Origin of the sequence: Tardiphaga sp. 285_C5_N1_2 (assembly GCF_052076065.1) — a bacterium.
Taxonomy (GTDB): domain Bacteria; phylum Pseudomonadota; class Alphaproteobacteria; order Rhizobiales; family Xanthobacteraceae; genus Tardiphaga; species Tardiphaga robiniae.
On record NZ_CP197241.1, the window covers coordinates 5,426,858 to 5,453,348 of the forward strand.

Consider the following 26,491-nt stretch of genomic DNA (forward strand, 5'->3'; position numbering starts at 1 on the left):
AAGACGAATGCGAGATTCGCAAAACCCTTACGATCCCGTCTCTTCGAATCCCGTCGCCTCTTTCACGAGTTCCTCGGCGGCTTCCGCCAGGAGCTCGTCCGACGCTTCGCCGTATACCGCTTCACGGCCAATTTCCAGCATCACCGGCACCGCCAGCGGCGACACGCGATCGAGTTCCCGGTGAACGATACGCCCCTGAATCCGCGTCAGCATGTCGCTCAATCGCCGAATGTCCAGCAATCCCGTCGCGGCGTCGGCGCGCGCGGCGCGCAGCAACACATGATCGGGCTGATGCTTGCGCAGCACGTCGTAGATCAGGTCCGTGGAGAACAGCACTTGCCGGCGTGACTTCTCCTCGCCGGTGAACCGCGTGTGGATCAGCCCCGAAATCACCGCGCAGGTGCGGAACGTGCGTTTCATCAGCGCCGATTCCGCGAGCCATGCTTCGAGGTCGTCGCCGAGCATGTCGGGATCGAACAGCGCGGCAAGATCGAGCCTGCCCTGCCTGATCATGTGCGACGTGTCGCCAAGGCCCCATATCGCCAGCGCATATTCATTGGCAACGAAGCCCAGCGGTCGCGCGCGGGCGCGTTCAAGACGGCGCGTCAACAGCATGCCCAATGTTTGATGCGCGAGGCGGCCCTCGAACGGATAGCAGACGAGGTAATGCTTGTCGGCACGCGGAAAGGTCTCGACCATCAATTCGCGCGCGCCGGGCACATGCGAGACATGGGCCTGCAGCAACAGCCATTCGCGCACCTGATCGGGCAACCCTTTCCAGGCGCGCTCATCGTCCAGCAGTTTGCGCACGCGTTCGGCAAGGTAAGTCGAGAGCGGAAACTTGCCGCCCATATAGGACGGCACTTTCGCGTCCTTGTCATGGGCGCGCGAGACATAGACCTGATCCTCGACCAGGGATTCATAGCGCACGACTTCCCCGCCAAAGACAAAGGTGTCGCCGACCACGAGGCCTTCGATGAAATATTCCTCGATCTGGCCGAGCATACGCCCCCCGCGCGCCAGCGCACCAGTGACACCCTTTTTGCCTTTTCCGCTGCCTCCGCGCACCAGCCGCACCTTCAGCATCGTATCCTCGACGATGGTGCCGACATTCATGCGATACATCTGGCGCACCTTGGGATTGGTGACGCGCCATTTGCCCGAGGCGTCCTGCTTGATACGGGCGAAACGCTCATAGATTTTCAGCGCATAGCCGCCGGACGCCACGAACTCCACGGTATCGTCGAAATCGACCCGCGACAGTTCGGCATAGGGCGCCGCCGAGCGCACTTCGTCATAGAGATCGTCCGCGCGAAACGGTGCGCCGCAGGCGCAGCCGAGCACGTGCTGCGCCAGCACATCGAGCGAGCCAGTCCGCAGCGGCGGCGTGTCCTGCGCATTCTCGGCAACGGCATCGATGGCGACGCGACATTCCAGCACCTCAAAACGATTGGCCGGAACCAGTACAGCGCGCGAAGCTTCATCGATGCGGTGATTGGCGCGGCCGATCCGCTGCATCAGCCGCGAGGCGCCCTTCGGCGCGCCGACATTGATGACGAGATCCACATCGCCCCAGTCGACGCCGAGATCGAGCGACGAGGTACAGACCACACCTCGTAGTTTCCCGGCCGACATCGCGTCCTCGACCTTACGGCGCTGCGCGACGTCAAGAGAGCCATGATGCAGCGCGATGGCGAGGCCATCGTCGTTCATGCGCCAGAGATCCTGGAACAGCATCTCGGCCTGACTGCGGGTGTTGACGAAGACCAGCGTCGTCTTGTTGGCCCTGATGAGATCGTAGATCTCGCCGAGTGCATGGCGCGCGGAATGGCCGGCCCAGGGTAACCGTTCCTTGGTGTCGAGCATCTCGACCACCGGCTCGGCTGCACCGCCGGCGATGACGATATCGGCCGAGACGCTTTCGCCTGATGGCTGCGGCACCAGAAAGCGTGCCAGCGATTCGGGCTCGGCGACCGTCGCCGACAGGCCGATGGCGCGCATGTCGGGCGCGAGTTTCCACAGCCGCGCAAGGCCAAGCGAGAGCAGATCCCCGCGCTTCGACGTCACCAGCGCATGCAACTCGTCGAGCACGACGCGCTTGAGTGACGAGAACAGAAACGGCGCGTCGTCGGACGACAACAGCAGCGCCAGCTGTTCCGGCGTGGTCAGCAGGATATCCGGCGGATAGCGGCGCTGCCGCGCGCGGCGCGACACCGGCGTATCGCCGGTGCGGGTCTCGACCTTGATCGGCAGCTGCATCTCCGCGATCGGCGTTTCCAGGTTGCGCGCGATGTCGACGGCGAGAGCTTTCAGCGGGGAAATGTAGAGCGTGTGCAGGCCCCCGGTGCGCAGAACGGTGCGGCCGGTGGAAACGACGGCGTTTTTCCCCTCGCCCCGCTTGCGGGGAGAGGGTGGCGCGGACGCAGTCCGCGACGGGTGAGGGGGAGCTTCGGCGAACTCGGGAGTTTCAATTATACGCTCCCCCTCACCCGGCTCGTTCGCTGCGCTCTCAAGCCGACCTCTCCCCGCAAGCGGGGAGAGGTTAGACAGTTCCACCAGCGTCGGCAGGAATCCGGCCAGCGTCTTGCCGGCGCCGGTCGGCGCGATCAGCAGCGCCGAGCGATCGTCCCTCGCCTTCTGCAGCAGCGCCAATTGATGTTCGCGCGGCGACCAGCCGCGCATGGCGAACCAGCGCAGGAAATGATCGGGCAGCAGGTCGGGTTCGGTGACGGATTTACGGGGCGGCACGCGTTAGAACTAGGCACTCTCAGCCGTCATTGCGAGGTCAAGGAAAGTTGCCGTGCAACTTTCCCCTAAGCCCTTGCGACGAAGCAATCCAGAAAACAGCAAGAGAGGACTGGATTGCTTCGCCCAAACGAAATTGGCCGCGCAAATTTTCGCCGGGGCTCGCAATGACGTGGAAAGACCTGTGGTCTTATTGCGTCACCGACTTGTCGGAGATGATCCAGTCCTTGCCGTCGAACCGCTGAGTGTACAACGTCGCCATCGGAACATAGGCGTCATTGGTATAGCTGTAACTCACCCCCGGCAGCATTTGCGGAGCGCGGAAGCCGTTCAGGCCAATGGCCTGTTTCAGCACGTTCTCATGGGTGAGCTCGTCGCCGCAACGGCGCAGTATCTCGGCCATGGACACGGCCTGACCATAGCCGAAAAAGGCGATCGAATTATCGGCCGAGACCGTGGGCAGATATTTCGCGCGCAAGGCTTCGAACGCCACGATGTCGGGATCCTTGGCATAAAGCGGCGAGCCGATATCCTTGCCATAGGCAATCGAGACAATGCCCTTGGCGTTCTCCAACCCTGCCGCCTCCAGAATCGATCGGCCGGTGGAGCCCGCCGACAACAACTGCAGCGGCTTCCAGCCGAGTTCGACCACCTTGCGAATCGACTGCGACGTCGCCTTGCCGGTGGTGATGTTATAGAAAACATCGGCACCGGATTTGGCGAGATTGATCAGCTGCGAGTCGATCGTGGGATCGGTGAGGTCATAGGTCACCTCGGCGATCACCTTGGCGGTGCCGCCGGCTTTCGCGAGTTCATCCTTGAACGGCCCGAGGAAATCCCGACCGAAATCATCGTTCTGATAGAGGATGCCGACTTTCGCATTCGGATTCACGCTGACGGCATATTTGGCGAGAATACGCGCCTCGGTCGGATAGAGTGGCAGGCCGGCCATGGTCCATTTGTTGTTCTTCGGATCGTTCCACTTCGATGCGCCGGTGTTGAGCAGCAGCTGCGGTACGCCCTTGGAATTGAGATATTTGTGTACGGCCGTCTGCGGCGCGGTGCCGAGCGAGCCATAGAGTGCGAGTATCTCCTCCTGCTCCACCAGACGGCGCGTCGCCTCGACCGCCTTCGGCGCGCTGTAGGAATCGTCCATCGTGAGGAACTTGATCTTGCGGCCGTTGATGCCGCCCTTCTCGTTCAAGCTCTGGAAATAGGCTTCACCGACACGGCCGAGCACGCCATAGAGCGAACCGGGGCCGCTATGCGGAATGGTTTGTCCAATCTTGATTTCAGTATCGCTGGCACCTGGATCGTATTTCTTGTCGGCGGCGATAGCGGCCGTCACAGTCAGTGGCAACACGACGACGGCGACCCGCGCCGCAGACGCAAATAGTCCCTTGTTCATAGCGTTTTCTCCCTGATGATTTTTGATCCGGCTCTTTGTGAGTCCGATTGGTCGTCTCCATCCCCCGCACGACGCGGGGGATGGTTGTTACTTCTAGAATACACGCTTACTGGCTCACCGGCTTGTCCGACAGATCCCAGTCGGTGCCGTTGAATGTGCCCACATAGAGCGCCTTGATGGTGGTGTAGTCGGTCGGCGTGAAGCCATAGGTGATACCCGGCAGGAACACCGGTGCGCGGTAGCCTTCAAGATTGGTCGCGTGCTTCAGCACGTTCTCACGGGTGAGATCGTCGCCGCAGCGGCGCAGGATCTCCGCCATGGTCACGCCCTGCGAGTAGCCCTGAAACGCGATGGTGTTGTCGGGATCGACATTAGGCAGATACTTCTTGCGCAGCTCCTGGAAGGCGATCACGTCCGGATCGTCCTTCCACTTCTCGCTGCCGACTTCCTTGGTGTAGGTCATCGCCACGATGCCCTTGGCATTCTCGGCGCCGGCGGCGTTGATGATCGAGCGGCCGCTTGATGTCGATACCAGCAGATGCAGCGGCTTCCAACCGAGCTCCGCGACCTTGCGGATCGACTGCGACGTCGCCTTGCCGGTGGAGATGTTGAAGAAGGTATCGGCACCCGATTTCGCCAGATTGATCAGTTGGGAATCGATGGTCGGATCGGTGAGATCATAAGACGCCTCGGCGATCACCTTCGCGGAGCCGCCCGCTTCGGCCAGAATCTCCTTGAACGAATTCATGAAGTCCTTTCCGAACTCGTCGTTCTGGTAAAGGATCGCGACCTTGGCGTTCGGCTTGGCCTGCATCAGGTAGCGCGCGATGATCCGACCCTCGGTCGAATAGATCGGCAGGCCCGGCGTGGTCCACTTGAACTCTTTCGGGTTGTTCCAGCGCGACGCGCCGGTGTTCAGCAGGAGCTGCGGGATCTTCTTGCTATTGAGAAACTTCTGCACCGCCGACTGCGGCGCAGTGCCCAGCGAGCCGAACAGCGCCAGCACCTCGTCCTGCTCGGCGAGCCGGCGAGTGGCCTCGACGGCCTTCGGCGCGCTGTAGGCATCGTCCAGCGACATGAAATTGATCTTGCGCCCGTTGATGCCGCCCTTTTCGTTCAGCATCTGGAAATAGGCGGCCTGTGTCCGACCGATCACGCCGTACAGGGAACCGGCGCCGCTATAGGGGATGGTCTGGCCGAGCTTGATCTCGGTATCGCTGGCACCCGGATCGTATTTCTTGTCTGCTGCGAAGGCCGAATGGGCCAGTACGGAGACAACTGCAGCGAGTGTTGCGGTCCTGAAGACGGACCTGTGGCGCGAAGGCATCTGGTGTTTTCTCCCTGAGACCCGCTTGTGCGGGTGTGTTTTTACCCGTCGCGGCGTTGATCGCGGCTGTACGAGCTTGCCCTTATCCTCTGCGGGCGCGACAGGCTTGGCAATCCCTCACAGGTTGCCTCATGTTTTCCGTGGGTTGGCTATCGACAGGGTTTCTGCGCACCCAAACGTGACGAAATACGCATCGCGCCACGGACGTCTAAACGCTTATTTAACCGGCTTTTTTTGGCCGGCGCCCCTGCGGTTGCAATGTCGGACAGTGTGGCCGTCCGGATACAGCCAATATGGCCCGACTCCCCTATTCTAACGGTTCAAATCTGAATTGGGGTCGACCATGAAACGTATTCTTCTTGCGAGCGCCGCGCTGCTCGGAACCGCTGTGAGCGCGCAGGCTGCCGATCTGGCCGTCAAGGCCCCTTATTACAAGGCGCCCCTCGTCTCGGTCTATAACTGGACCGGCTTCTACATCGGCGTGAACGCCGGCGTCGGCATCGGCCGCGACCGCGTCACCCATAGCTACACCGGCGACTCGCTGTATCTCACGCCGCAGGGCGGCTTCGGCGGCGGCCAGATCGGCTATAACTGGCAGGGCGACTCGCTGCTCGGCCCGATCGTTTACGGCCTCGAAGCCGACATCCAGGGTTCGGGCCTCACCGGCGGTGGCGCCAATGTGGTTGGCCCGCTGCAGACCGTCTACGGTCAGAAGTCTGATTGGTTCGGCACCGTTCGTGGCCGCGTCGGTCTCGCAACCGGTCCGGTCCTGAGCTACTTCACCGGCGGTTTCGCTTACGGCAACGTCAAGACCACGATCACCGAAGGCGGCGTGACGGCGTTCTCGGACAGCCGCATGGCGACCGGCTGGACCATCGGCAGCGGCGTGGAAGCAGCGCTGGGCGGCAACTGGACCGGCAAGATCGAATATCTCTACCTGAACCTCGGCAACCGCTCTGATGCGTTCGCTACCCCGACCCAGCTCACCAACACCGAACTGCGTGAAAACCTGTTCCGCGTCGGTCTGAACTACCGCATCGGCGGCAACAGCGTTTACACCCCGGTCGCTGCAGCGAACTGGACCGGCTGGTACCTCGGCGGCAACATCGGCTCCGGCACCGGACGCGATCGCACCACGCTTACCGGCGTCACCCCGGTTCCAGAGCAGTTCAACCTTGCTCCGGACGGCATCAATGGCGGTGCCCAGATCGGTTACAACTGGCAGGCATCGAACTGGGTTTACGGTCTCGAAGCCGACATCCAGGCTTCCAGCCAGCGCGACAACAAGACTGCGGTTGCTCTCGGCCTCGTCAGCTACGATCAGAAGCTGCCCTGGTTCGGCACCGTTCGTGGCCGCCTCGGCTACTCGGTCGGTTCGACCCTGTTCTACGCCACCGGCGGTTACGCCTACGGCGGCGTGAAGACCAAGATCAACGCACTGGGCGTCGAAGTTGCCAACGCTTCGACCACCAAGAGCGGCTGGACCGCTGGTGCGGGCATCGAGACCCCGTTCAAGCTGCTCGGCCTGTTCGGACCGAACTGGACCTCGAAGACCGAATATCTCTATGTCGACCTCGGTTCGGCTTCGACCACGATCCTTCCCGGCGTCGTCAGCGAGAGCAAGGTTACCGAGCACATCTTCCGTACCGGCCTGAACTACCACTTCAACAGCCCGGTCGTTGCGAAGTACTGATCTCAGCGACATCCGCTATATCGAAAACCCCGGCCTTGCGGCCGGGGTTTTTGTTTGCGCCCTGAACAACGCTGTTCCGAGAAAATTAACCACAAGGAACCCAATATCCAAATACCGCAATTTCTGGTCGCGCGGCTGCAGACAGCATCTCGTTACCGCTTCATAATTCGACCAGAAATCTGAACTGGATCCCTTCATGAAAAGCCTCTGCCTCACGACCGCCGCGCTGTTGTCCCTGACCGCCGGTGCACAAGCCGCCGACATGGCCGCGAAGGCGCCGTACTACAAAGCGCCGGTAGTCGCCGTTTATGACTGGACCGGCTTCTATCTGGGCGTCAACGCCGGCATCGGGCTCGGCCGGGATCGCGCCATCCACAACGACGGATTTCTGGGCACCGAATCGACCTACCTGTCACCGCAAGGCGCGCTCGGCGGCGGTCAGGTCGGCTACAACTGGCAGACCGGCTCCATGCTCGGCCCGGTGGTCTACGGCCTCGAAGCCGACATCCAGGGCGCCGGCCTGAGCGATGACCGCACCAATCTGGGCAGCCCGTTCGTGTCGACCACCTACAACCAGAAGATCGACTGGTTCGGCACGGTTCGCGGCCGCATCGGCCTCGCCACCGGCCCCCTGCTCGGCTACGTCACCGGCGGTTACGCCTACGGCAACGTCAAGACCAGCATCGCTTTCGACAATGCCGGGACCGTCTTCTCGACCAACAAAATCCAGAACGGCTGGACCGTCGGCAGCGGCGTCGAAGCGGCCCTCGGCGGCAACTGGACCGGCAAGATCGAGTATCTCTACCTGAACATGGGGAACAACAGCTACGCGTTCGGCCCCCAGACGCTCAACACCGAAGTTCGCGAGAACATCTTTCGCGTCGGGCTGAACTACCGCGTCGGCGGCAGCCCCGTTTACACGCCGGTCGTCGCAGCGGACTGGACCGGCTGGTATCTCGGCGGCAACGTCGGTTCCGGCACCGGCCGCGATCGCAGCAGCATCTCCAAACCAGGTGATCTGCCTGGCGACCCGGCCACGAGCCTGATCTTCAACCTCGCCCCCGACGGCATCAACGGCGGCTTGCAGCTTGGTTATAACTGGCAAGCCGCGAACTGGGTCTACGGTCTGGAAGCCGACATCCAGGCCTCCAGCCAACGCGACAACAAGACCGTGATCGACTTCGGCAGCCTCGCCTATGACGCCAAGCTACCCTGGTTCGGCACCGTTCGCGGCCGCCTCGGCTACTCCGTGGGATCGACCCTGTTCTATGCCACCGGCGGTTACGCTTACGGCGGCGTAAAGACCAAGATCAGCGAAGACGGCATCCAGGTGTTCAATGTTTCGACCACCAAGAGCGGCTGGACCGCAGGCGCGGGTATCGAAACCCCGTTCCGGCTGCTCGGCCTGTTCGGACCGAACTGGACCTCCAAGACCGAATATCTTTATGTCGATCTCGGCACGGCCTCGAACACCGTCAACACCACGACCGTCACGACCAACGTCACCGAGCACATCTTCCGCACCGGCCTGAACTATCACTTCAACAGCCCGGTCGTCGCGAAGTACTGATCACGGCGACATCGCTGAAACGCAAAACCCCGGCCTCGCGGCCGGGGTTTTTATTGGTATGACGCTTGGCGCTCACAGACGTTATTGCCCGGCGTCATTGCAAGGAGCCCTTGCAACGAAGCGACCGTCTTTTCGCTTCGTTTCTGGATTGCGCCAGCAAACTTGCCCTGGCTGACGCCGACGGCGTTAAAGCCGACGCTTGATCGCGACGGCCACCAGTCCTGGTGCGGCAGCGCCGCGTTCCGTGCGAGACGAAACGTGTTCAAGATGAATGAGCGCCAGGCCGGCAGCTGCGATCAGGCCACGCAGATGATCTTCGCTCTGCGCATAACGCAAGCCCGCGCCGAGAGCGACACCGTCGCCGTCATGGGTCTCGGCCGTGAAGGCGAGCAGCCCGTCTGGAACCAGCACGCGCGTAGCTTCTCGCAAAACCGGCGCAAGGTCGTGCAGATAGATCAGCACGTCGGCTGCGATGACCAGCTCGACACTGCTATCTGACCGGCGGCACAAACCCTCAACGATCTCGGCCACTTCAAGCTCGGCGTAAAGCCCGGTGGCATGAGCGCGCTCGATCATGCGCGGCGACAGGTCGATGCCGATGATGGCCCCGGTGCAGGCGGCAAAAGCGCCGGCTGCCAGCCCGGTGCCGCAACCGAGATCGATGGCGCGGGGGAAGAGCATCGCCCTATCCGTCGCAGCGCATGCGGCACGCACGGCGCCCAACAGGACCGCTGGTCCGCGATAACCGAGCGTATCGACCAGCGCAGCGTCGAACTTGGGCGCGTATTGATCGAACAGCGCCGTCACATAGGTCGCCGGCATGGCCGAGAGATCGTCAGCGCCGAGCCGCATCAACCGCAGACCAGCACCGTTGCGATCACCGGGATCGCTGGCCTGCGCGCGGCGAAACGCGGCGATGGCGGCGGCGGTGTCACCCAGCTGCTCCCGGACCTCCCCGAGCACGAACCATGCGGTGGCAAAGCCCGGCGCCAGATCAGTGGCCTGCTCAAACAGATCGGCGGCCGCCACCAGATCGCCCTGCACCTGCAGGTCGCGCGCATAGTCAAAACGCCGGTCGGCGTTCATATCGCCGGATGACATGAACAAGCGCGCGGGCATGGTGGGAACCGATCGGAGGGCGGGGCGTTCGCAGGATGACTCGAACCAACCCAAGGCGGACCTATATAACCGAGATGCGTCCGCAAGACATCCTTATCCCGGTTCCCGCCGGCCTTTGCTGCAAGCCGGGCGGCTTCCATATCGATCCGGTCAGACCGGTGGATCGCGCGGTCATTACCCACGGCCATTCGGATCACGCGCGACCGGGTCACGGCCATGTGCTGGCGACGCAGGAAACGCTCGACATGATGCGGCTGCGCTACGGCGACAATTTCGCCGGCAGCACGCAGGCCATTGCCTATGGCGAGACGATCAAACTCGGCAACGTCACGGTGTCCTGCCACCCCGCCGGGCATGTGCTCGGCTCGGCGCAGATGGCCGTGACCTGCAAGGATATCTGCATTGTCGCATCTGGCGATTACAAGGACGCCCATGATCCGACCTGCACGCCGTTCGAGGTTGTACCCTGCGACGTGTTCATCACCGAGGCAACGTTCGGACTTCCGGTGTTTCGTCATGGCAATGCCGCCGATGAAGTGAAGAAGCTGCTGGCCTCGGTCGCGCTGTTTCCGGAGCGCGCGCATCTGGTCGGCGCCTATTCGCTGGGAAAGGCGCAGCGGGTCATCAAGCTGATCCGTGAGGCCGGCTACGATGCACCGATCTATCTGCATGGCGCGATGGAGAAGATCACACACTATTATCAGAGCCGCGGCATCGATCTCGGCGAATTACGCCCGGTGAAAGGCGTCAGGAAAGCCGATCTCGCCGGCACCATCACGCTGGCGCCGCCGTCGGCCACATCGGATGTGTGGACGCGGCGCTTTCCCGATCCAGTCACCGCCTTTGCGTCCGGCTGGATGCGCGTGCGCGCCCGTGCGCGGCAACGCGGCGTCGAACTGCCGCTGGTGATTTCAGATCACGCGGACTGGGATGGATTATGCGCCACCATCGGCGCCACTGGAGCCGGCGAAATCTGGGTCACGCATGGCCAGGAAGACGCGCTGGTGCATTGGTGCCAGAGCAAAGGCCTGACTGCGCGGCCTCTTGCACTGGTCGGCTATGGCGACGAAGAGGAAGAAGAGACGCTTCCGCCCGGCGAAAGCGCCGAGGCATGAACCGCTTCGCCGAACTGCTCGATCGCCTGGCCTATGAACCCGGCCGCAACAACAAGCTGCGGCTGATCACGGGCTATTTTCGCGAAGTGCCCGATCCCGACCGCGGCTACGCGCTGGCGGCGCTGACAGGTGCGCTGTCGTTCAAGCATGCGAAAGCTGGATTGATCCGCGACCTCATCGCATCGCGAACTGATCCGGTGTTGTTTGAACTCTCTTATGACTATGTCGGCGATCTCTCGGAGACGGTTGCGCTGATGTGGCCGAAGGCCCAGGACATCACGCACAACAACCCGCCACCGCCGACACTCACCGAAGTCGTCACCACACTCCGCACGCTCGGCAAAGCGGAACTCCCCGCACAACTCACCCGCTGGCTCGATGAGCTCGACGAGACCGGGCGCTGGGCTCTGCTGAAGCTCGTCACCGGCGCGATGCGGATTGGCGTTTCGGCGCGGCTGGCCAAGACCGCCGCCGCGGCGCTCGGCGACAAGGACCCGCATGACGTCGAGCTGATCTGGCCCGGCCTTGCGTCGCCCTATGGCGAATTGTTCGCCTGGCTCGAAGGTCGCGCGGAGAAGCCGGTCAATCGCGATCCGGCGCCGTTCCGCCCGGTGATGCTGGCACATGCCATCGAAGATTCCGACTTCGCCAATCTCGACGCGTCCGATTTCGTCGCGGAGTGGAAATGGGATGGCATCCGGATTCAGGCGGTCAGCGGCAAAGGCGATGACGACAGGATCGTCACGCGGCTCTATTCGCGAACCGGCGAGGACATCACCGGAAGCTTCCCGGACCTGACGCCATCGCTGCGGCTGCCCGGCGCGATCGATGGCGAGTTGCTGGTCCTGCGCGAGGGGCGCGTGCAGTCGTTCAACGTGCTGCAACAACGGCTGAACCGGAAAAGCGTGACGCCGAAGCTGATGAAGGAATATCCCATTCATCTGCGCGCCTATGACCTGCTTGGCGATGGCGAGACGGATTTGCGCGAACTGCCATTCGAACAGCGACGAACCAAACTGGAAAGATTCATCGCGGAGCTCGACGACGACAGGATCGATCTGTCCGACCAGATCCCGTTCGCAACATGGGATGCCCTCACCGCCGCGCGTGCCGATCCTGTCAGTGCCGGAGCCGGCGAAGATGCCGATGCCGTCGAAGGCGTGATGCTGAAGCGGCGCGATTCCGCCTATCTCCCGGGCCGGCCGAAAGGCCAGTGGTGGAAATGGAAGCGCGACCCACACATCATCGACGCGGTGCTGATGTATGCGCAACGCGGCCACGGCAAGCGCTCGTCCTATTATTCGGATTACACCTTCGGCGTCTGGACCGCAGGCGAGAGCGGCGACCAGCTGGTACCGGTCGGCAAAGCCTATTTCGGCTTCACCGACGAGGAGCTGTTGCAAATCGACCGCTTCGTCCGCCGCAACACCACCGAAAAGTTCGGCCCGGTCCGCCACGTCACCCACGAACCTGACAAGGGGCTGGTGCTGGAAGTTGCCTTTGAAGGGCTGGCGCGCTCGCCCCGGCACAAGTCGGGGGTCGCAATGCGGTTTCCCCGCATCAGCCGGCTGCGCTGGGACAAGCCGCCACGTGAGGCCGACCGGCTGGAGACGCTGGAGCGCATGCTGAAGGCGGAGACCACAATTGCGCCGCCCGAGCCTGCGACGCCTTGACGGTCCATACTTGACGAACGAGCCGGGTTCCCCATTTGCGTGGGACCACCTATGATCAGCGCGCGATTTGCGCGCAGGAGACCATGATGCAGCCAAATGAGACGCGGGACTTGCCGGCCAACAATGACGGCCTGGCGCGCTTCCTCGGCGGTTCGCCGCTGGCGGTACTCGGCCGGCTGATCCTGCTGTCGATCCTGGTCGGCGTCGTTCTCGCCGCCATCGGCTTCGATCCGTGGAACATTGTCACCAGCATTCGCCGCCTGTTCCAGTGGGTCTATGACCTCGGCTTCGATGCCATCAATGGCCTCTGGCGCTACTTCCTGCTCGGCGCCGTGATCGTCGTGCCGATCTGGCTGATCATGCGGCTGTTCAGCGCCCCCCGCGGCCGCTGAGACGCGCATCATCCGCTTCAGGCTGCATTGATGTCGTCGGGATTGTCCGTCACCAACAGGCGCGTCTTTGCCATTGCCGGCCCGGCCATGCTGGCCAATCTGACGACGCCTCTGATCGGCATCGTCTCGACCGCGGCAATCGGCAGGCTTGGCGACCCGCACCTGCTCGGCGGTGTGGCTTTGGCCTCCGTGGCATTCGACTGCATTTTCTGGCTGTTCGGATTTCTGCGCATGGCGACGGTTGCCTTCACCGCACAGGCGCTTGGCGCCGGTGACCGGATCGAGGTGCGCGCTATCTTGCTGCGCGCATTGATGCTCGGAGCCGCGATCGGGCTGACGCTGATCATCTTGCGTACACCGCTGGCGGCGCTGGTGTTCAGCATCATGGGCGGCAGCGACGCCGTCACATCCGCCGCACGCCAGTATTTCTTCATCCGACTCTGGTCCGCGCCGCTGATGCTCGGCAACTATGTCATTCTCGGCTGGCTGGTCGGCCAGGCGCGCACCGGGATCGCTCTGGCACTGCAGGTCGGCATCAATCTCGCCAATATGGCACTCACCTCCCTGCTGGTCCTGCAATTCGACTTTGGCGTCAGCGGCGCAGCACTGGCCACAGTGATCGCGGAAACCACGGGCTTCCTCGCCGGCCTCATCGCCATGTGGAAAATCCTTGGCGGTCGCATTGATGTGCCGCGCGCGATCCTGTTCGACCGCATCCGGCTACTACGGTTGTTCGCAGTCAATCGCGACATCATGATCCGTACGGCAGCACTGATTGCTGCATTTCTCTTCTTCACGGCGCAGGGCGCCCGTGCAGGCGACCTGACCCTGGCTGCCAATGCAGTGCTCAACAACTTCGTCATGATCGGCTCGTTCTTCCTCGACGGCATCGCCACCGCCGCCGAGCAACTCTGCGGTCAGGGCACCGGCGCTCGCGACCGCAAGCAGTTTTCCCGGGCCGTAAAGCTCGTCCTGATCTGGAGCACGGCATTCGGCATCGCTGTCACGTTGCTATTCGTGCTGTTCGGCGGCGCGCTGATCGATTTCATCACCACCAGCCCCGAAGTTCGGCTCGCTGCGCGGAATTACATGCTGCTGGCAGCGCTGGCGCCCGCCTGTGGCGTCCTCGCTTACGCCTATGACGGCATCTATATCGGCGCATCGTGGGCGCGCGACATGCGCAACCTGATGCTGCTGGCGCTAGCGATTTACATCGCCGCATGGTTCGCACTGGCCAGCCTTGGCAATACCGGACTATGGCTCGCGTTTCTGGTGTTCATGCTGTCGCGCGGCGCTTTGCAAGCGCTGCGTCATCCAGCCCTGCTGCGACAGTCGTTTCCGCAGCAGGCCTGGCTTACGCCGGCCAGTCTTCCGCTGTGATCGTCGCCGCATCGGCGCCGACGATTTCCGACAGTGAATCACGGCCGGTGCGCAGCAGCGTCGAGGACAGGTCGGCCTTGATGCTCTCGACAAGGCCGACGCCTTTATAGACCAGCGCCGAATAGAGCTGGATCAGGCTCGCACCCGCGCGAATCTTGGTGAGCGCCGCACCTCCGCTGTCGATGCCGCCAGCGCCGATCAGCGGAAATGCACCTTCGACACGCACGAAGGTCTCTGCCACCATGCGGGTAGACAGCCTGAACAAGGGCCGCCCGGACAATCCGCCCTGCTCTTTCGAGCGCGCCTGTTCGCGCAAGGTCGAGGGACGGCCGATAGTGGTGTTCGCGACGATCATGCCATCAACGCCGCGCGAGCGCGCGACATGGACGACATCGTCGAGGTCGGCGAGGCTGAGATCGGGCGCGATCTTCAGCAACACCGGAGAATCTCCCGCATTCTTGCGAACGCGCTCACGGGCATCGATCACCCGGGCCAGCAGATCGTCGAGCTCGGCGGCCTGCTGCAGATTGCGCAAGCCCGGCGTGTTCGGCGATGACACGTTGACGGTGAAATAGCTCGCCACCGGCGCAAAGGTCTCTATCAGCCGCACATAATCCTGCGTGCGATCGGGCGAATCCTTGTTGGCACCGACATTGACGCCGACGATACCGCCATTCTGCGCACGTGCAGCCAGCCGACGCAGCACGACCTCCGCACCGTCATTGTTGAATCCGAGCCGGTTGATGACCGCCTCGTCACGCTCCAGCCGAAAGATGCGCGGGCGTGGGTTGCCGGATTGCGGCTTCGGCGTCACCGAGCCGATCTCGGCGAAGCCGAAGCCGAGACGGAGCAGCGCATCCGGCACCTCGGCATTCTTGTCGAAGCCGGCGGCGATCCCCACCGGATTGGGGAAGTTCAGGCCGAATGCACGGACCGCGAGCTTCGGATCGTCCGGCCGCGGGCGGGCGTAAGGCAGCATGCGCAACCCGCGGATCGCGAGGCGGTGCGCGTCTTCGGCGTCGAGCATACGCAGCATCGGCAGGGAAAAGGCATCGAAAGCGCGGATCACGATTTGAGCTCCGGAATGTCGTGGTTGCCGTCGGAGCGCGCACGCAGATCCATGACGGCCGTGACGGCGCCGAGATCGAGTTCGCCGTAGAGATGCGGGAACAGATCGCCGCCGCGGGATGGCTCCCAGCGCAGGTCGTCACCGAGTGCGCCTGCGTCCACAGCGACCAGAAACAGGCCGGTCTGGCCGAAATAGTACTTCCGGAGCGTCTCGGGGAGCTGTGCCGCGGTCGAGAAGTGGATGAAGCCGTCCCGGGCATCGTCGGCGCTGCCGCGATAGGTGCCCTGGCGCTCGGCCTCGCGCCAGCTCGAGGCCGGACAGATTTTATAGATGGTGCGCAACCGCCCAGACTTCCAATTTGGTTGAATCAGCTGTTTTCGATGTGGTGTGGACGCCCAGTCGCGGGATTCGATGGCTGGAGCCGACAGTCGACCGTATCGGCGCCCCCCCTCCACTTCAAGGCTGCACATTTTTTTCAAATGCCTGTTGCGAAATCCGTGCATTCACGGCAATAATTCCTAGATTTCGCCACGATTCACCGCCCCGCAGAAATCCGGGCCAAGGGACCGAAACCGATGATGCTCTCGCACGCCCAGATCTGGAACGCCCTCGACCGCCTCGCAGAGCGCAACGGCATGTCACCCTCCGGCCTTGCGAAGAAGGCGGGGCTCGACGCCACGACCTTCAACAAATCCAAGCGCATCACCAACGACGGCCGCGAACGCTGGCCGTCGACGGAGTCGGTCTCGAAGGCGCTGACCGCAACCGGCGTGACCATCGACAGCTTCGTCACGCTGATCGAAGGTACCAAGCGCATCGTGCAGTCGGTGCCGCTGCTCGGCTTCGCACAGGCCGGCCATGGCGGCTACTTCGACGACGCGGGTTTTCCCGCCGGCAGCAAGGGCTGGGACGAAGTGGGCCTGCCGTCGGTGAACGACGAGCACGCTTATGCGCTGAAGATCTCTGGCGACTCGATGAAGCCCGCTTATCGCGACGGCGACATCATCGTCGTCTCGCCGGAAGCGCAGATCCGCAAGGGCGACCGCGTCGTGGTCAAGACCAAGGACGGCGAGGTGATGGCGAAGGAATTGAAGCGCCGAACCACGAAGATCATCGAGCTGCAGTCGCTCAATCCGAACCATGTCGACCGCAGCTTTCCAGCCGCCGACATCGCCTGGATCGCGCGCATCGTCTGGGCGAGCCAGTAACCGAACACACTCTGGACTGGCGTCCGGCCACCGAATGATCTATGCGAGTTCCCTATCCGAAACTCGCAACCTTCGGTGGCGCCATGAAAACCAGAACAATCGTTGCCGGCGCGATCGCGCTGGCCCTCGTTAGCGCAGGTTCTCTCGCACATGCGAAGCCCATGACCTGCGCGGTCGTCACGACAAAGCAGATCGAAGCGCTATTCGACCGCTGGAATGCCTCGCTCGCAACGCTCGACCCCGCCAAGGTCACCGCCAATTACGCCTCGGACGCGGTGCTGCTGCCGACGGTGTCGAACACGCCGCGCACCGACAGCGCGTCGATCCAGAGCTACTTCGTGGATTTTCTGAAGAAGCACCCGCAAGGCAAGATCGACACGCGCACCGTCAAGATCGGCTGCAACATGGCATCCGACGTCGGCACCTACACCTTCACACTGTCCGGAAAATCCCCCAGCGATACGCAAATCGTCAAGGCCCGCTACAGCTATGTCTATGTCTACCGCGACAAGAAATGGCTGATCGCGCATCACCACTCGTCGGCAATGCCGGAGCCTGTCACGCCGGCAGCAGCGCCAAAATAGGCATCAAGAAAAAGGCGCGCTCCGTCAGGAAGCGCGCCTTTGACGTTTCGTTGGCTGTAAGCCTCAGGCCGAGCGCGCCAGCGCGCCGTCGATCATGTTGATCGCATTCTGCACGCCATAGACCGCGACGAAGGACCCGAAGCGCGGGCCCTTCTCCTGGCCGAGCAGCACCTGGTACAGCATGTTGAACCAGTCGAGCGAGACCCCGGGCCGGCCATCCTTGGCGAGCTTCTTGTGATCAAGGAACGGCTCGCGGCGGCCGATCTCATAGACCGCGTTCTGGATATCTTCCGGCGTGGCTTCTGCCGACAGTTGCGACAGCGCATCGCGCAGATCCTGCAACGCCACGCGCTCGACATCAGTGGGCTCGCGGAACGTCTTGGTCGGCGCCACGAAATCCCGATAGTAGTTGATGGCATAGCCGACCATCGCGTCGAGCCGCGGATGCGTTGCCGCGGAGACGCCCGGCCGATAACGCCGGATGAAGCCCCATAGGGTTTCCGCATTCTCGGCGTTCGACGACGACACCAGCGTCAGCAGCAGCTGGAACGTGACCGGCATATCCGCCACCGGCGGGGCGCCGGCATGGATGTGCCAGGCCGGATTGGACAGGCGCTGCTTGGGATCCTGCTTCGCATAGCCTTCGACGAACTGCTGGTATTCGTCGACATTGCGTGGGATCACGTCGAAGAACAGCCGCTTGGCCGCCTTCGGCTCGCGATACATGAACAGTGACAGCGATTCCGGCGAGGCATAGCGCAGCCATTCGTCGATGGTCAGGCCATTGCCCTTCGACTTCGAAATCTTGCCGCCCTTGTCGTCGAGGAAGAGCTCATAGTTGAAGCCTTCCGGCGGCGTGCCGCCAAGCGCAGCGCAGATCTTGCCGGACAGCTTTACGGAATCGATGAGATCCTTGCCGGCCATTTCATAGTCGATGCCGAGCGCCGCCCAGCGCATCGCCCAGTCGGCCTTCCACTGGCACTTCACATTGCCGCCGGTGACCGGCGTCGTGACTTCTTCGTCAGTGTCAGGATCGACATAGGTGACGGTGCCGGCAGCCACGTCGCGCCGGATCATCGGCACCTGCAGCACCACACCCGTTGTCTTGCTAATGGGGAGGAACGGCGAATAGGTCGCGCGGCGATCCGGGCCGAGGGTCGGCAGGATGATGTCCATGACCCTGTCATAGACTGCGAGCATCTTCAGCAGCGTCGCGTCGAACCGGCCGGATGTGTAGTAGTCGGTCGACGAAGCGAATTCGTAGCCGAAGCCGAACTGATCCAGGAAAACGCGCAGCCGTGCATTGTTGGCCGCGCCGAAGGAGGGATATTCGTTCGAGAACGGATCCGGCACCCGCGTCAGCGGCTTGCCGAGATGCCCGGCGAGCATGTCCTTGTTCGGCACATTGTCCGGCACCTTGCGCAGACCGTCCATATCGTCCGAGAAGGCGATCAGCCGGGTCTTGATCTTGTCCTCGGTGAGTACGCGGAAGGCATGGCGCACCATGGTCGTGCGCGCGACCTCGCCGAAGGTGCCGATATGCGGCAGGCCCGACGGACCGTAGCCGGTCTCGAACAGCACTTCATCTTTCGGCGTTTTCTTCAGACGTGCCACCAGCGCCTTCGCCTGCTCGAACGGCCAGGCGTTGGAAGTCTCGGCGAGCGCGCGCAGCTCGCTCGGGCTCATGGTGGGGTCTAGCGTGGACATCGTGTTTTGGGCCTCCGGGCCGCGGAACCTAGCGGCTCCGCACCGAAATGCCAAACCGCGGGATGAGAAAATTCAGAACGGGCTGACCGAGAAATAACGCAGCCACAAATCAGTGTAGCGGCCTTTCTCCCAGACCCGGAACAGGGCCCAGTTCAGCGCCTGGCGCAGCGTGTCGTTGCCCTTGCGGACGGCGATGCCGATGCCCTCACCGAAAAAACGGCTTTCGATGAAGGGCCCGCCGCTGAAGGCGCAACAATCGGCGGAATCGCTGCCGTTGATCCAGAAGGCAAACGAGATCGCATCGCCGAAGATGAAATCGACCTCGCTGCGTTTCAGCGCCTGGCGTAGCGCATCGTCGCTCGGGAAAGGCACCAGCACGGCGTCGGTGAACATCGCCTTGAGATAGGCCTCGTGGGTCGAGCCCGCGATCACGCCGACCTTCTTGCCTTCGAGATATTCCGGGCGGATCTCCGGCATCACCGCATTCTTGCGGGCCACGAAGCGCGCCGGCGCACGGTAATAGGGATCGGTGAAATCGACGCGGGCTCGGATCTGCGGCGTCACCGCCATGGAGGCAATGATGGCATCGCCGCGATTGCTGGAGATGGCATCGAGCAGCGTCTCGAAACGGCGCATCTGCACCGTGCAAGTGACCCTGATCTCCTCGCAGAGAAGACGCGCGAGATCGACGTTGAAGCCCGCCGGATTGCCGTCGGGACCTGTGAAGTTGAACGGCGGATAGTCGGTCTCGGTCAGGAAGCGGATCACGGTGATGCGCGACAGGTCCGGCCGGTCCGGACGGCGACGCGGATCCCAGAAGCCCGGCACGGCCTGTGGACCGGGCTGGCTCACAGCCGGAGCCGACGTCTGCGCCGAAGCCGGTGCGACCGAAAACAGCGACATCCATGCGGCCAGCAAAGCGCCAAGGGTCAGCGCAGTTGCGCGACACTTCATCAGCGGTATTTGGTTGCGGGAATTAACCATCTGTGGTTGCATAGGGTGCTTCCGGATCGCGGTCTTATAGACCATCCGGCGCGAGACGCGAGTAGCGTTTGTGGTGTGAGGGCGTTGCATGGGGGTGCAGCAATCTTCCCGGGGTCATCGGCCGCGCGTTTCGCGCCAGCCGGCCGCCGCGCTACGCTCTCCTCCTCTGCCGATCGGCAGGATGACCTCCTTCCCCATGCCGGAGCGAGACGGGTCGGACCGGCGCGCGGAACCAGCCAGCGAACTCGACTGCCTGCGCGGCATACTCCCGGTCCCGCTTCTGCACGCCGCGGAGCGACGGAGTCGCGAGCTCAATCTCGGCGCCGATCAGATCCTGATCCAATGGGGCGTGATCACCGAGGAGACGTATGTCGCGCATCTGGCCCGCCACCTTGGCATCGGCTTCGACGATCTCTCGACAGTCGGGCGCGCTCACTGCCCCCTGGCTGATGCCGATCTTCCGGAGATCGCAGAGTTCGGCATCCTGCCCCTCCAGGAGAATGACACACTCAACTGGGTCGTCGCGCCGCGTGCTTTTACAGCACGACGCCTGACACGTTTCTCCACCACATATCCATCGCTGATCGCGCGCATTCGGCTGACCACGCGGCATCACCTGCATCAATATCTGACCGAGCAGACCGGCGACGCGCTTTCGGATATCGCCGCCGAAGGCCTGCTGCAGACGCGACCTGCCATGTCGGCCAAGTCGATCATCGGTTGGCGCAGAGGATTGCAGCCAGCGATTCTGCTGCTGGTATGCGCGGTTCTCGCGCTTCTGTATCCGACGCTGGCGATGGATCTGATCGGCGGCCTGGCGGCGATCTGGTTTCTCGCCTTTTCGCTTCTCAGGCTGACTTGCGTGCTGGTGCCGCCGCAACCGGAGCAACGGTTTCCGCCTTTGCGCGACGACCAACTACCGATCTACTCAGTGGTCGTCGCGCTCTATCGCGAGGAAACGTCCGTTCCGGGTCTGTTGCGATCCCTGCAAAGGCTCGACTATCCCTCCGAAAAACTCGACATCATTCTGGTGCTTGAGCCCGACGATCTGCGGACCCGCGCCGCCGTTGCCAGAGCCCGGCCGGGGCCGCAGGTTCAAGTCCTGATCGCACAGGCGACGGGTCCGAAAACCAAGCCGAAGGCGCTGAATGTTGCACTTCCCTTCGTCCGCGGCAGCTTTCTGACGGTGTTCGATGCCGAAGACGATCCCGACCCCGGCCAATTGCGCGCCGCGCTCGGCATGTTTCGCCAGCACAACGACGACGTCGCCTGCGTTCAGGCTGGGCTGCATTTCGACAATCTGACGCACAGCCTGCTGTCGCGCATGGCGGCAGTCGAATATGCCGGGCTGTTCGCGGTCTTCCTGCCCGGGCTGGTCGCATTGGGCATGCCACTGCCCCTTGGCGGCACCTCCAATCATTTCCGCACGGACACCTTGCGCCGCATCGGCGGCTGGGACGCCTATAACGTCACGGAAGATGCCGACCTCGGGATCCGCCTGGCGCGGCTGGGCTATCGCTCGGTGACCATTCCATCGGTCACGCTTGAGGAAGCACCGATCGCGTTCGGCGCGTGGCTGCGACAACGCTCACGCTGGATGAAGGGCTGGATGCAGACCTGGGCCGTGCATATGCGCGATCCCCGAAAACTGTGGGACCAAGCCGGCGCGCGGGGATTCCTCGCACTCAACATCGTCTTCGGCGGCAATATCCTGACGTCGCTGGCTTTTACGGTGCTGGTCGTCAAACTTATCGCCTGCCTGCTGCTTGCCGATAGTACCCTGCTGCTTGGCGACCGGTTGTCGTCACTGCACGTGCTGGCCATCGCCTGCGGCTTCATCGCGACCTGCGTCCTGGGCCTTACCGGCCTGATGCGCCGTGGCCGCCTGCGCGATGGCTGGATCCTGGCCCTGACGCCGATTTATTGGGGATGTCTCTCGATCGCGACCTGGCGCGCCCTGTGGCAATTCTGGACCCGGCGCCATCACTGGGAAAAGACCGAGCACGGCCTCGTGCATCGGACCGGAACGATGGCAGCGAGCCGCGGTCGACCTCAGAGATAGCGCTTGAGATCCGTGGCCGCTTCTTCCGGCTTGCGCTTGAGGTTGAACGGCGCGACGAAATTGCCGTCCTTGTCCATCAGATAGATCAGCGCGGTGTGATCCATCGTATAGTCACCGTCCTTGGTCGGCACCTTCTTGGCATAGACGCGGTAGCCGGAAATCACCTTCGCCACCGCATCAGGCGTACCGGTCAAACCCTTCAGATGCGGATCGAAGCTCGACAGATATTCCTTCATGATCGGTGCCGTATCGCGCTCGGGATCGACCGAGACGAAATAGGTATTGATACGATCGGCGTCCTTGCCCATCGCGCGCAGCACTTCCGACATTTCGAACAGCGAGGTCGGGCAGATGTCCGGGCAATGGGTGAAGCCGAAGAAGACCAGCGTCGGCTTGCCCTTCAGGCTCTGCTCGGTGACGGTCTGGCCGGACTGATCGGTGAGCTGGAACGGACCGCCGATCGAGGCCGGTGCGGCGACATTGCGGAAACCGCCCGTCAGCCACAGCACGACCAGCAATCCCGCCGCGAGGCTGCCGGCGAAGGCAGCAATAATGACCAGCGGCCGGGTGGTTCGATCAGTCATGGAATGTTCCCTGAATTGCCCTTTGGCAGCCGATCACATGCAGGCGGCGATGCCGGTCTTGATCATCTCGAAAAATACGGCCGTGCCGTAATGTGCCCACAGCCCGATTGCACCCACCAGAAGGAGCGCTGCGAACGCAGCGGCCGATGCGACAATGACCGACGCAAGCCGTGACGGCGGCTCGGACGCGGGCATCGGGCTCTTAGGCGTCAATAAAGGCTGCACCATCAGACGATCTCAGAACGGCGAAGGCCCGAGATCATTCAAGAGCCCGCCATCCAGGTTCCAGATAGGCTGAGATGACGGCGCGGGCAAGCGCTCCCGGCGCCGCAGGGCATCACGTCATGCTGATGGAATAAAAACCAGATCGGCCTTTAGCTTTTTGTTCTGACGCGTTTTCTTGACGCGAACCGGCATCCACTTCGCTCGAAAACGCTCTAGCGCGCGCTGGAGGCGTGGGCATCCATGTAACAGGGCTTGTACATGCCCATCAGCTGGCGACCGCGCAGGAAGATCATCTGCGTCTTCAGTCCGCCGCGTTTGGAGATCCAGCGCCGGATCTGCGTCGGATACATCGAATACAACATCTGGGTGGCTTCCGGGTTGGTCACCGCGCGACCATTGGCGCCCATGTCCCAGGCCGCATGAAAGCCGAGATTGGCATTGGAAGTGACGCAGATCCGGTCACGCGGAACCGCGCCGAGCACGATCGTGCAGGCCGAGGCGCACAAGCCATCGATGATCACGGTTTCGCCGGAAGTGCGCAATCCCTGATATCTGTCGACATAGGTTCCGATCCGTCCGCCACGATCATCCGCGATGCGAACCACCGCGTGACTTGCCCCGACGCCCGCGAACAGCAAGACCGCCGCCAGCAAACCCGTAACGAACTTCATGTCCAGCCCCAAAACCTGTCGATCCCGAATCTGAGCGCCCTGGTGATGCAGGGCATGATCAGCGTGTTGCCAGATCGTGGCTTTGTCCAGACGAGCATGACGCTTCCAATGCGATTCAAATCGAGTGTTGCGCGCGGGATGCACCTCGTTCCGTCGCGGTATCAATCTGAAACAGCGCCGCCCTTCGCGCGCAATTTCCGTTGACCAAAGTTCCCGCGCCGACTTCAATCTCCATTAACAAAATGGGGGAAACAGTATGGCCGTTGATGCGGATGTCATCGTCGTCGGCGGCGGACTCGCGGGCCTTGTCGCGGCTACGGAAATTGCCGACGCCGGCAAGCGCGTTGTCGTGGTCGATCAGGAAGGCGAGCAGAATCTCGGCGGCCAGGCGTTCTGGTCGTTCGGCGGTTTGTTCTTCGTCGACTCGCCGGAACAGCGGCGCCTTGGCATCAAAGACTCCCATGACCTGGCGATGCAGGACTGGCAGGGCACGGCCGGCTTCGATCGCGATGAGGACCTGTGGCCACGGCGCTGGGCCGAAGCCTATGTCGCTTTCGCCGCCGGCGAGAAACGCGACTGGCTGCGCGCCATGGGCCACCGCGTGTTTCCCGTGGTCGGCTGGGCCGAGCGCGGCGGCTATGACGCGATGGGCCATGGCAATTCGGTTCCGCGCTTTCATGTCACCTGGGGCACCGGACCGGGCATCGTCGAGCCGTTCGAGCGGCGTGCGCGCGAGGCACAGAAGAAGGGCCTGCTGAGCTTCAGGTTCCGCCACCGCGTCGATGCGCTCAGCGTCACCAACGGAACTGTCGATGGCGTGAGCGGCGCGATTCTCGAACCATCCAACACCGAGCGCGGCGAAAGCAGTTCGCGCAACGTGATCGGCGACTTCTCGCTGCGTGCGCAAGCCGTGATCGTCGCCTCCGGCGGCATCGGCGGCAATCATGATCTGGTGCGGCAAAACTGGCCGAAGCGCCTCGGCGAACCGCCGACGCGCATGATCTCCGGCGTGCCCGCCCATGTCGACGGCCGCATGATGGGCATCACGGAAGCCGCCGGTGCGCGGCTGATCAATCGCGACCGCATGTGGCACTATGTCGAGGGTATCGAAAACTGGAATCCGATCTGGCCGAAACACGGCATACGCATTCTGCCGGGCCCCTCGTCGATGTGGTTCGACGCCACCGGCAAGCGGCTGCCGGCGCCGCTGTTTCCCGGCTCCGATACGCTCGGCCAACTGCAATATATTCAGTCCACCGGATACGATTACTCATGGTTCGTGCTGACACAGGCGATCATCAAGAAAGAATTTGCGCTCTCGGGCTCCGAGCAGAACCCGGACCTCACCGGCAAGAGCTGGCTGATGACCGCGCGCCGCGCCACCAACAAGGGCGCGCCGGCGCCGGTTGAAGCCTTCAAGGATCACGGCATCGACTTCGTGGTGCGCGACAATCTCGACGACCTCGTCAGCGCCATGAATGCGCTGACCGGCGACAATCTGCTGAAGCTCGACGAGATCCGGACGCAGATCGAGGCGCGTGACCGCACCATGGCCAATCCCTACGTCAAGGATACGCAGGTGATGAACATCCACAATGCGCGCAAATATATCGGCGACCGCCTGATCCGCACCGCGAAGCCGCATCGCATTCTCGATCCCGCGCAGGGCCCGCTGATCGCCGTGCGGCTGAACATCCTGACGCGCAAGACGCTGGGCGGTTTCGAGACCGATCTGGACTCGCGCGTGTTCGGCAGCAACGGCCAGATCATGCCCGGCCTCTACGCGGTCGGCGAAGCCGCCGGCTTCGGCGGCGGCGGCATGCACGGCTATCGCTCGCTGGAAGGTACGTTCTTGGGCGGCTGCCTGTTCACGGGCCGGACAGCAGGACGATCGGCGGCGAAGGCGGTGGGGTGATCGCTTCGTCGATCACAGCCATCCGTTGCGCTTGAAGCGGGTGTACAGGTAACCGCAGATCGCGGCGATGCCGCCCAGCACGACATAATAGCCGTAAGCCCATTTCAGCTCCGGCATATGTTCGAAATTCATGCCGTAGATTCCGGCAATCGCCGTCGGCACCGCCAGGATCGCCGCCCAGGCCGCAAGTCTGCGGGTAATTTCGGTTTGCTGCGACTGCCCTGACATCAAGCTGGCTTCAAAGGCAAAGGCCAGCACTTCGCGCAGCGAATCGATATCTTCTTCCGCGCGTTTGACGTGATCCAGCACGTCGCGGAACAGCGGCTTCATGTCATCGTCGATGAACAGGATATCGATATGTTCGAGTCGGTGACAGACATCGACCAGCGGCCCGACCGCGCGACGAAGGCGCAACAGCTCGCGGCGCAGCTTGTAGAGCCGCTCGAATTCGGTCCGCGTCAGCATGCGGTGCAGGACACCATCCTCGAGCTCGTCGATCTCTGACAGGATGGATTCGATGACTGGACGATAGTTGTCGACGATGAAATCGAGAATTGCGTAGAGGATGTAGTCTTCGCCGTGCGTCAGGTTGGTCGGGCAAGCCTCGCACCGCTCGCGGACAGACGCATAGGACGTCGAGGCGCCATGGCGCACGGACACGACGTAACCTTTGCCCAAGAAGATATGCGTCTCGCCGAAAGCAACCGTCTGATCGACCAGTTGCGCCGTTCGCGCGACGATGAAGAGCGCTTCGCCATACTGCTCCACCTTGGGATGCTGATGCGACTTCAGCGCGTCCTCGATGGCGAGCGGATGCAGATCGAATTGCGCGCGCAGTTTCTCGAGCAGTTCAAGAGACGGTTCAAACAGTCCGATCCAGACGACATGGCCCTGCTTCTGCGCCCAGACCCCCGCCTCTTCGACGGGGATATCCGCAACACGGCGGCCATTGGCATAGACGCTGGAGGCGACAACACCGGGCACATTGCCGGCGGTTGCAGCTGAGAGGGGAAACGTCATGCAAGAACCTTGTGTTGTGCGAACAGCAACGGGCGCCTTT

The 26,491-nt window shown here is 62.7% G+C and carries 22 protein-coding genes; 10 read left to right on the top strand and 12 right to left on the bottom strand.

The annotated features are described in order from the left end of the window. Positions 1–27: 27 nt before the first annotated feature. The 3 genes from AB7951_RS25720 to AB7951_RS25730 form a co-directional block, all read right to left on the bottom strand. On the bottom strand, positions 28–2,748 hold the full coding sequence (locus AB7951_RS25720; protein WP_439062075.1) for a ligase-associated DNA damage response DEXH box helicase: 2,721 nt from the start codon (positions 2,746–2,748) through the stop codon (positions 28–30). A gap of 187 nt (positions 2,749–2,935) precedes the next feature. After that, complete coding sequence (locus AB7951_RS25725; protein ID WP_120288143.1) at positions 2,936–4,153, bottom strand: ABC transporter substrate-binding protein; 1,218 nt, start codon at positions 4,151–4,153, stop codon at positions 2,936–2,938. A 106-nt stretch (positions 4,154–4,259) separates the two neighbouring features. Then, positions 4,260–5,480, bottom strand: a complete 1,221-nt coding sequence (locus tag AB7951_RS25730; RefSeq protein WP_089266798.1) for an ABC transporter substrate-binding protein — start codon at positions 5,478–5,480, stop codon at positions 4,260–4,262. 343 nt (positions 5,481–5,823) lie between these two features. Here AB7951_RS25730 and AB7951_RS25735 point away from each other — a divergent pair, with 343 nt between their 5' ends. Then, positions 5,824–7,173, top strand: coding sequence for an outer membrane protein (locus AB7951_RS25735; protein ID WP_089266797.1), 1,350 nt, complete (start codon positions 5,824–5,826; stop codon positions 7,171–7,173). A gap of 196 nt (positions 7,174–7,369) precedes the next feature. Next, complete coding sequence (locus AB7951_RS25740) at positions 7,370–8,743, top strand: outer membrane beta-barrel protein (protein ID WP_441256085.1); 1,374 nt, start codon at positions 7,370–7,372, stop codon at positions 8,741–8,743. Between the two features lie 186 nt (positions 8,744–8,929). Here AB7951_RS25740 and AB7951_RS25745 read toward each other — a convergent pair whose 3' ends face one another. Further along, positions 8,930–9,862, bottom strand: a complete 933-nt coding sequence (locus tag AB7951_RS25745; protein ID WP_439062074.1) for a methyltransferase domain-containing protein — start codon at positions 9,860–9,862, stop codon at positions 8,930–8,932. A 74-nt stretch (positions 9,863–9,936) separates the two neighbouring features. On the opposite strand from AB7951_RS25745, the gene AB7951_RS25750 reads away from it, so the two are divergent. The 4 genes from AB7951_RS25750 to AB7951_RS25765 all read left to right on the top strand — a co-directional run bounded on the left by AB7951_RS25750 (position 9,937) and on the right by AB7951_RS25765 (position 14,422). Further along, the gene (locus tag AB7951_RS25750; protein ID WP_120288140.1) at positions 9,937–10,977 is read left to right on the top strand and encodes a ligase-associated DNA damage response exonuclease; all 1,041 of its coding nucleotides are present in this window, start codon (positions 9,937–9,939) and stop codon (positions 10,975–10,977) included. Beyond that, complete coding sequence (locus AB7951_RS25755) at positions 10,974–12,650, top strand: ATP-dependent DNA ligase (protein ID WP_120288139.1); 1,677 nt, start codon at positions 10,974–10,976, stop codon at positions 12,648–12,650. The genes AB7951_RS25750 and AB7951_RS25755 overlap by 4 nt, the downstream gene beginning before the upstream one ends. An 86-nt stretch (positions 12,651–12,736) precedes the next feature. After that, positions 12,737–13,042 carry a DUF6460 domain-containing protein gene (locus AB7951_RS25760; protein ID WP_068737958.1) on the top strand — a complete coding sequence of 102 codons (306 nt, stop codon included), beginning with the start codon at positions 12,737–12,739 and terminating at the stop codon, positions 13,040–13,042. Positions 13,043–13,072: 30 nt separating this feature from the next. Continuing rightward, positions 13,073–14,422, top strand: a complete 1,350-nt coding sequence (locus AB7951_RS25765) for an MATE family efflux transporter (RefSeq protein ID WP_120288138.1) — start codon at positions 13,073–13,075, stop codon at positions 14,420–14,422. On the opposite strand, the gene AB7951_RS25770 is transcribed toward AB7951_RS25765, so the two are convergent. Further along, complete coding sequence (locus AB7951_RS25770) at positions 14,397–15,491, bottom strand: quinone-dependent dihydroorotate dehydrogenase (RefSeq protein WP_120288137.1); 1,095 nt, start codon at positions 15,489–15,491, stop codon at positions 14,397–14,399. The two genes, AB7951_RS25765 and AB7951_RS25770, sit on opposite strands and share 26 nt — an antisense overlap. Continuing rightward, positions 15,488–15,832 (bottom strand): DUF952 domain-containing protein, encoded by a 345-nt coding sequence (locus tag AB7951_RS25775; RefSeq protein WP_199712014.1) that lies wholly within the window; start codon positions 15,830–15,832, stop codon positions 15,488–15,490. Before AB7951_RS25775 ends, AB7951_RS25770 begins: the two co-directional genes overlap by 4 nt. A gap of 237 nt (positions 15,833–16,069) precedes the next feature. Between AB7951_RS25775 and AB7951_RS25780 the strand changes: the two genes are divergently transcribed. Beyond that, positions 16,070–16,699, top strand: a complete 630-nt coding sequence (locus tag AB7951_RS25780; RefSeq protein WP_089266927.1) for a S24 family peptidase — start codon at positions 16,070–16,072, stop codon at positions 16,697–16,699. A gap of 83 nt (positions 16,700–16,782) precedes the next feature. Further along, the gene (locus AB7951_RS25785; RefSeq protein WP_089266926.1) at positions 16,783–17,283 is read left to right on the top strand and encodes an SgcJ/EcaC family oxidoreductase; all 501 of its coding nucleotides are present in this window, start codon (positions 16,783–16,785) and stop codon (positions 17,281–17,283) included. A 63-nt stretch (positions 17,284–17,346) separates the two neighbouring features. Here AB7951_RS25785 and AB7951_RS25790 read toward each other — a convergent pair whose 3' ends face one another. Then, a complete protein-coding gene (locus AB7951_RS25790) occupies positions 17,347–18,990 on the bottom strand; it encodes a lysine--tRNA ligase (protein WP_441256086.1) in 1,644 nt (547 codons plus the stop codon). A gap of 72 nt (positions 18,991–19,062) precedes the next feature. Next, complete coding sequence (locus tag AB7951_RS25795; protein ID WP_420882367.1) at positions 19,063–19,893, bottom strand: transporter substrate-binding domain-containing protein; 831 nt, start codon at positions 19,891–19,893, stop codon at positions 19,063–19,065. Positions 19,894–20,155: 262 nt separating this feature from the next. Here AB7951_RS25795 and AB7951_RS25800 point away from each other — a divergent pair, with 262 nt between their 5' ends. Beyond that, positions 20,156–22,036 carry a glycosyltransferase gene (locus AB7951_RS25800; protein WP_158596745.1) on the top strand — a complete coding sequence of 627 codons (1,881 nt, stop codon included), beginning with the start codon at positions 20,156–20,158 and terminating at the stop codon, positions 22,034–22,036. Here AB7951_RS25800 and AB7951_RS25805 read toward each other — a convergent pair. From AB7951_RS25805 to AB7951_RS25815, 3 genes are all read right to left on the bottom strand, one after another. Next, positions 22,027–22,620, bottom strand: a complete 594-nt coding sequence (locus AB7951_RS25805) for an SCO family protein (protein WP_120288132.1) — start codon at positions 22,618–22,620, stop codon at positions 22,027–22,029. The genes AB7951_RS25800 and AB7951_RS25805 overlap by 10 nt on opposite strands. A 33-nt stretch (positions 22,621–22,653) precedes the next feature. Further along, positions 22,654–22,815, bottom strand: a complete 162-nt coding sequence (locus AB7951_RS25810; protein ID WP_244628370.1) for a hypothetical protein — start codon at positions 22,813–22,815, stop codon at positions 22,654–22,656. A gap of 242 nt (positions 22,816–23,057) precedes the next feature. Continuing rightward, on the bottom strand, positions 23,058–23,516 hold the full coding sequence (locus tag AB7951_RS25815; RefSeq protein ID WP_089266785.1) for a hypothetical protein: 459 nt from the start codon (positions 23,514–23,516) through the stop codon (positions 23,058–23,060). A 256-nt stretch (positions 23,517–23,772) separates the two neighbouring features. Between AB7951_RS25815 and AB7951_RS25820 the strand changes: the two genes are divergently transcribed. Continuing rightward, the gene (locus tag AB7951_RS25820; RefSeq protein ID WP_120288130.1) at positions 23,773–25,431 is read left to right on the top strand and encodes an FAD-binding dehydrogenase; all 1,659 of its coding nucleotides are present in this window, start codon (positions 23,773–23,775) and stop codon (positions 25,429–25,431) included. A gap of 12 nt (positions 25,432–25,443) precedes the next feature. Here AB7951_RS25820 and corA read toward each other — a convergent pair whose 3' ends face one another. Continuing rightward, the gene (corA, locus tag AB7951_RS25825) at positions 25,444–26,451 is read right to left on the bottom strand and encodes a magnesium/cobalt transporter CorA (RefSeq protein ID WP_120288129.1); all 1,008 of its coding nucleotides are present in this window, start codon (positions 26,449–26,451) and stop codon (positions 25,444–25,446) included. Positions 26,452–26,491: the final 40 nt, after the last annotated feature.

Coding starts and splice junctions, on each gene's coding strand:
- AB7951_RS25760 (WP_068737958.1), top strand. CDS start 12,737: ATGCAGCCAAATGAGACGCGGGACTTGCCGGCCAACAATGACGGCCTG.
- AB7951_RS25750 (WP_120288140.1), top strand. CDS start 9,937: ATGCGTCCGCAAGACATCCTTATCCCGGTTCCCGCCGGCCTTTGCTGC.
- AB7951_RS25780 (WP_089266927.1), top strand. CDS start 16,070: ATGCTCTCGCACGCCCAGATCTGGAACGCCCTCGACCGCCTCGCAGAG.
- AB7951_RS25745 (WP_439062074.1), bottom strand. CDS start 9,862: ATGCCCGCGCGCTTGTTCATGTCATCCGGCGATATGAACGCCGACCGG.
- AB7951_RS25740 (WP_441256085.1), top strand. CDS start 7,370: ATGAAAAGCCTCTGCCTCACGACCGCCGCGCTGTTGTCCCTGACCGCC.
- AB7951_RS25815 (WP_089266785.1), bottom strand. CDS start 23,516: ATGAAGTTCGTTACGGGTTTGCTGGCGGCGGTCTTGCTGTTCGCGGGC.
- AB7951_RS25810 (WP_244628370.1), bottom strand. CDS start 22,815: ATGCCCGCGTCCGAGCCGCCGTCACGGCTTGCGTCGGTCATTGTCGCA.
- AB7951_RS25790 (WP_441256086.1), bottom strand. CDS start 18,990: ATGTCCACGCTAGACCCCACCATGAGCCCGAGCGAGCTGCGCGCGCTC.
- AB7951_RS25730 (WP_089266798.1), bottom strand. CDS start 5,480: ATGCCTTCGCGCCACAGGTCCGTCTTCAGGACCGCAACACTCGCTGCA.
- corA (WP_120288129.1), bottom strand. CDS start 26,451: ATGACGTTTCCCCTCTCAGCTGCAACCGCCGGCAATGTGCCCGGTGTT.
- AB7951_RS25785 (WP_089266926.1), top strand. CDS start 16,783: ATGAAAACCAGAACAATCGTTGCCGGCGCGATCGCGCTGGCCCTCGTT.
- AB7951_RS25735 (WP_089266797.1), top strand. CDS start 5,824: ATGAAACGTATTCTTCTTGCGAGCGCCGCGCTGCTCGGAACCGCTGTG.
- AB7951_RS25800 (WP_158596745.1), top strand. CDS start 20,156: ATGACCTCCTTCCCCATGCCGGAGCGAGACGGGTCGGACCGGCGCGCG.
- AB7951_RS25765 (WP_120288138.1), top strand. CDS start 13,073: ATGTCGTCGGGATTGTCCGTCACCAACAGGCGCGTCTTTGCCATTGCC.
- AB7951_RS25795 (WP_420882367.1), bottom strand. CDS start 19,893: ATGTCGCTGTTTTCGGTCGCACCGGCTTCGGCGCAGACGTCGGCTCCG.
- AB7951_RS25725 (WP_120288143.1), bottom strand. CDS start 4,153: ATGAACAAGGGACTATTTGCGTCTGCGGCGCGGGTCGCCGTCGTCGTG.
- AB7951_RS25805 (WP_120288132.1), bottom strand. CDS start 22,620: ATGACTGATCGAACCACCCGGCCGCTGGTCATTATTGCTGCCTTCGCC.
- AB7951_RS25755 (WP_120288139.1), top strand. CDS start 10,974: ATGAACCGCTTCGCCGAACTGCTCGATCGCCTGGCCTATGAACCCGGC.
- AB7951_RS25820 (WP_120288130.1), top strand. CDS start 23,773: ATGGCCGTTGATGCGGATGTCATCGTCGTCGGCGGCGGACTCGCGGGC.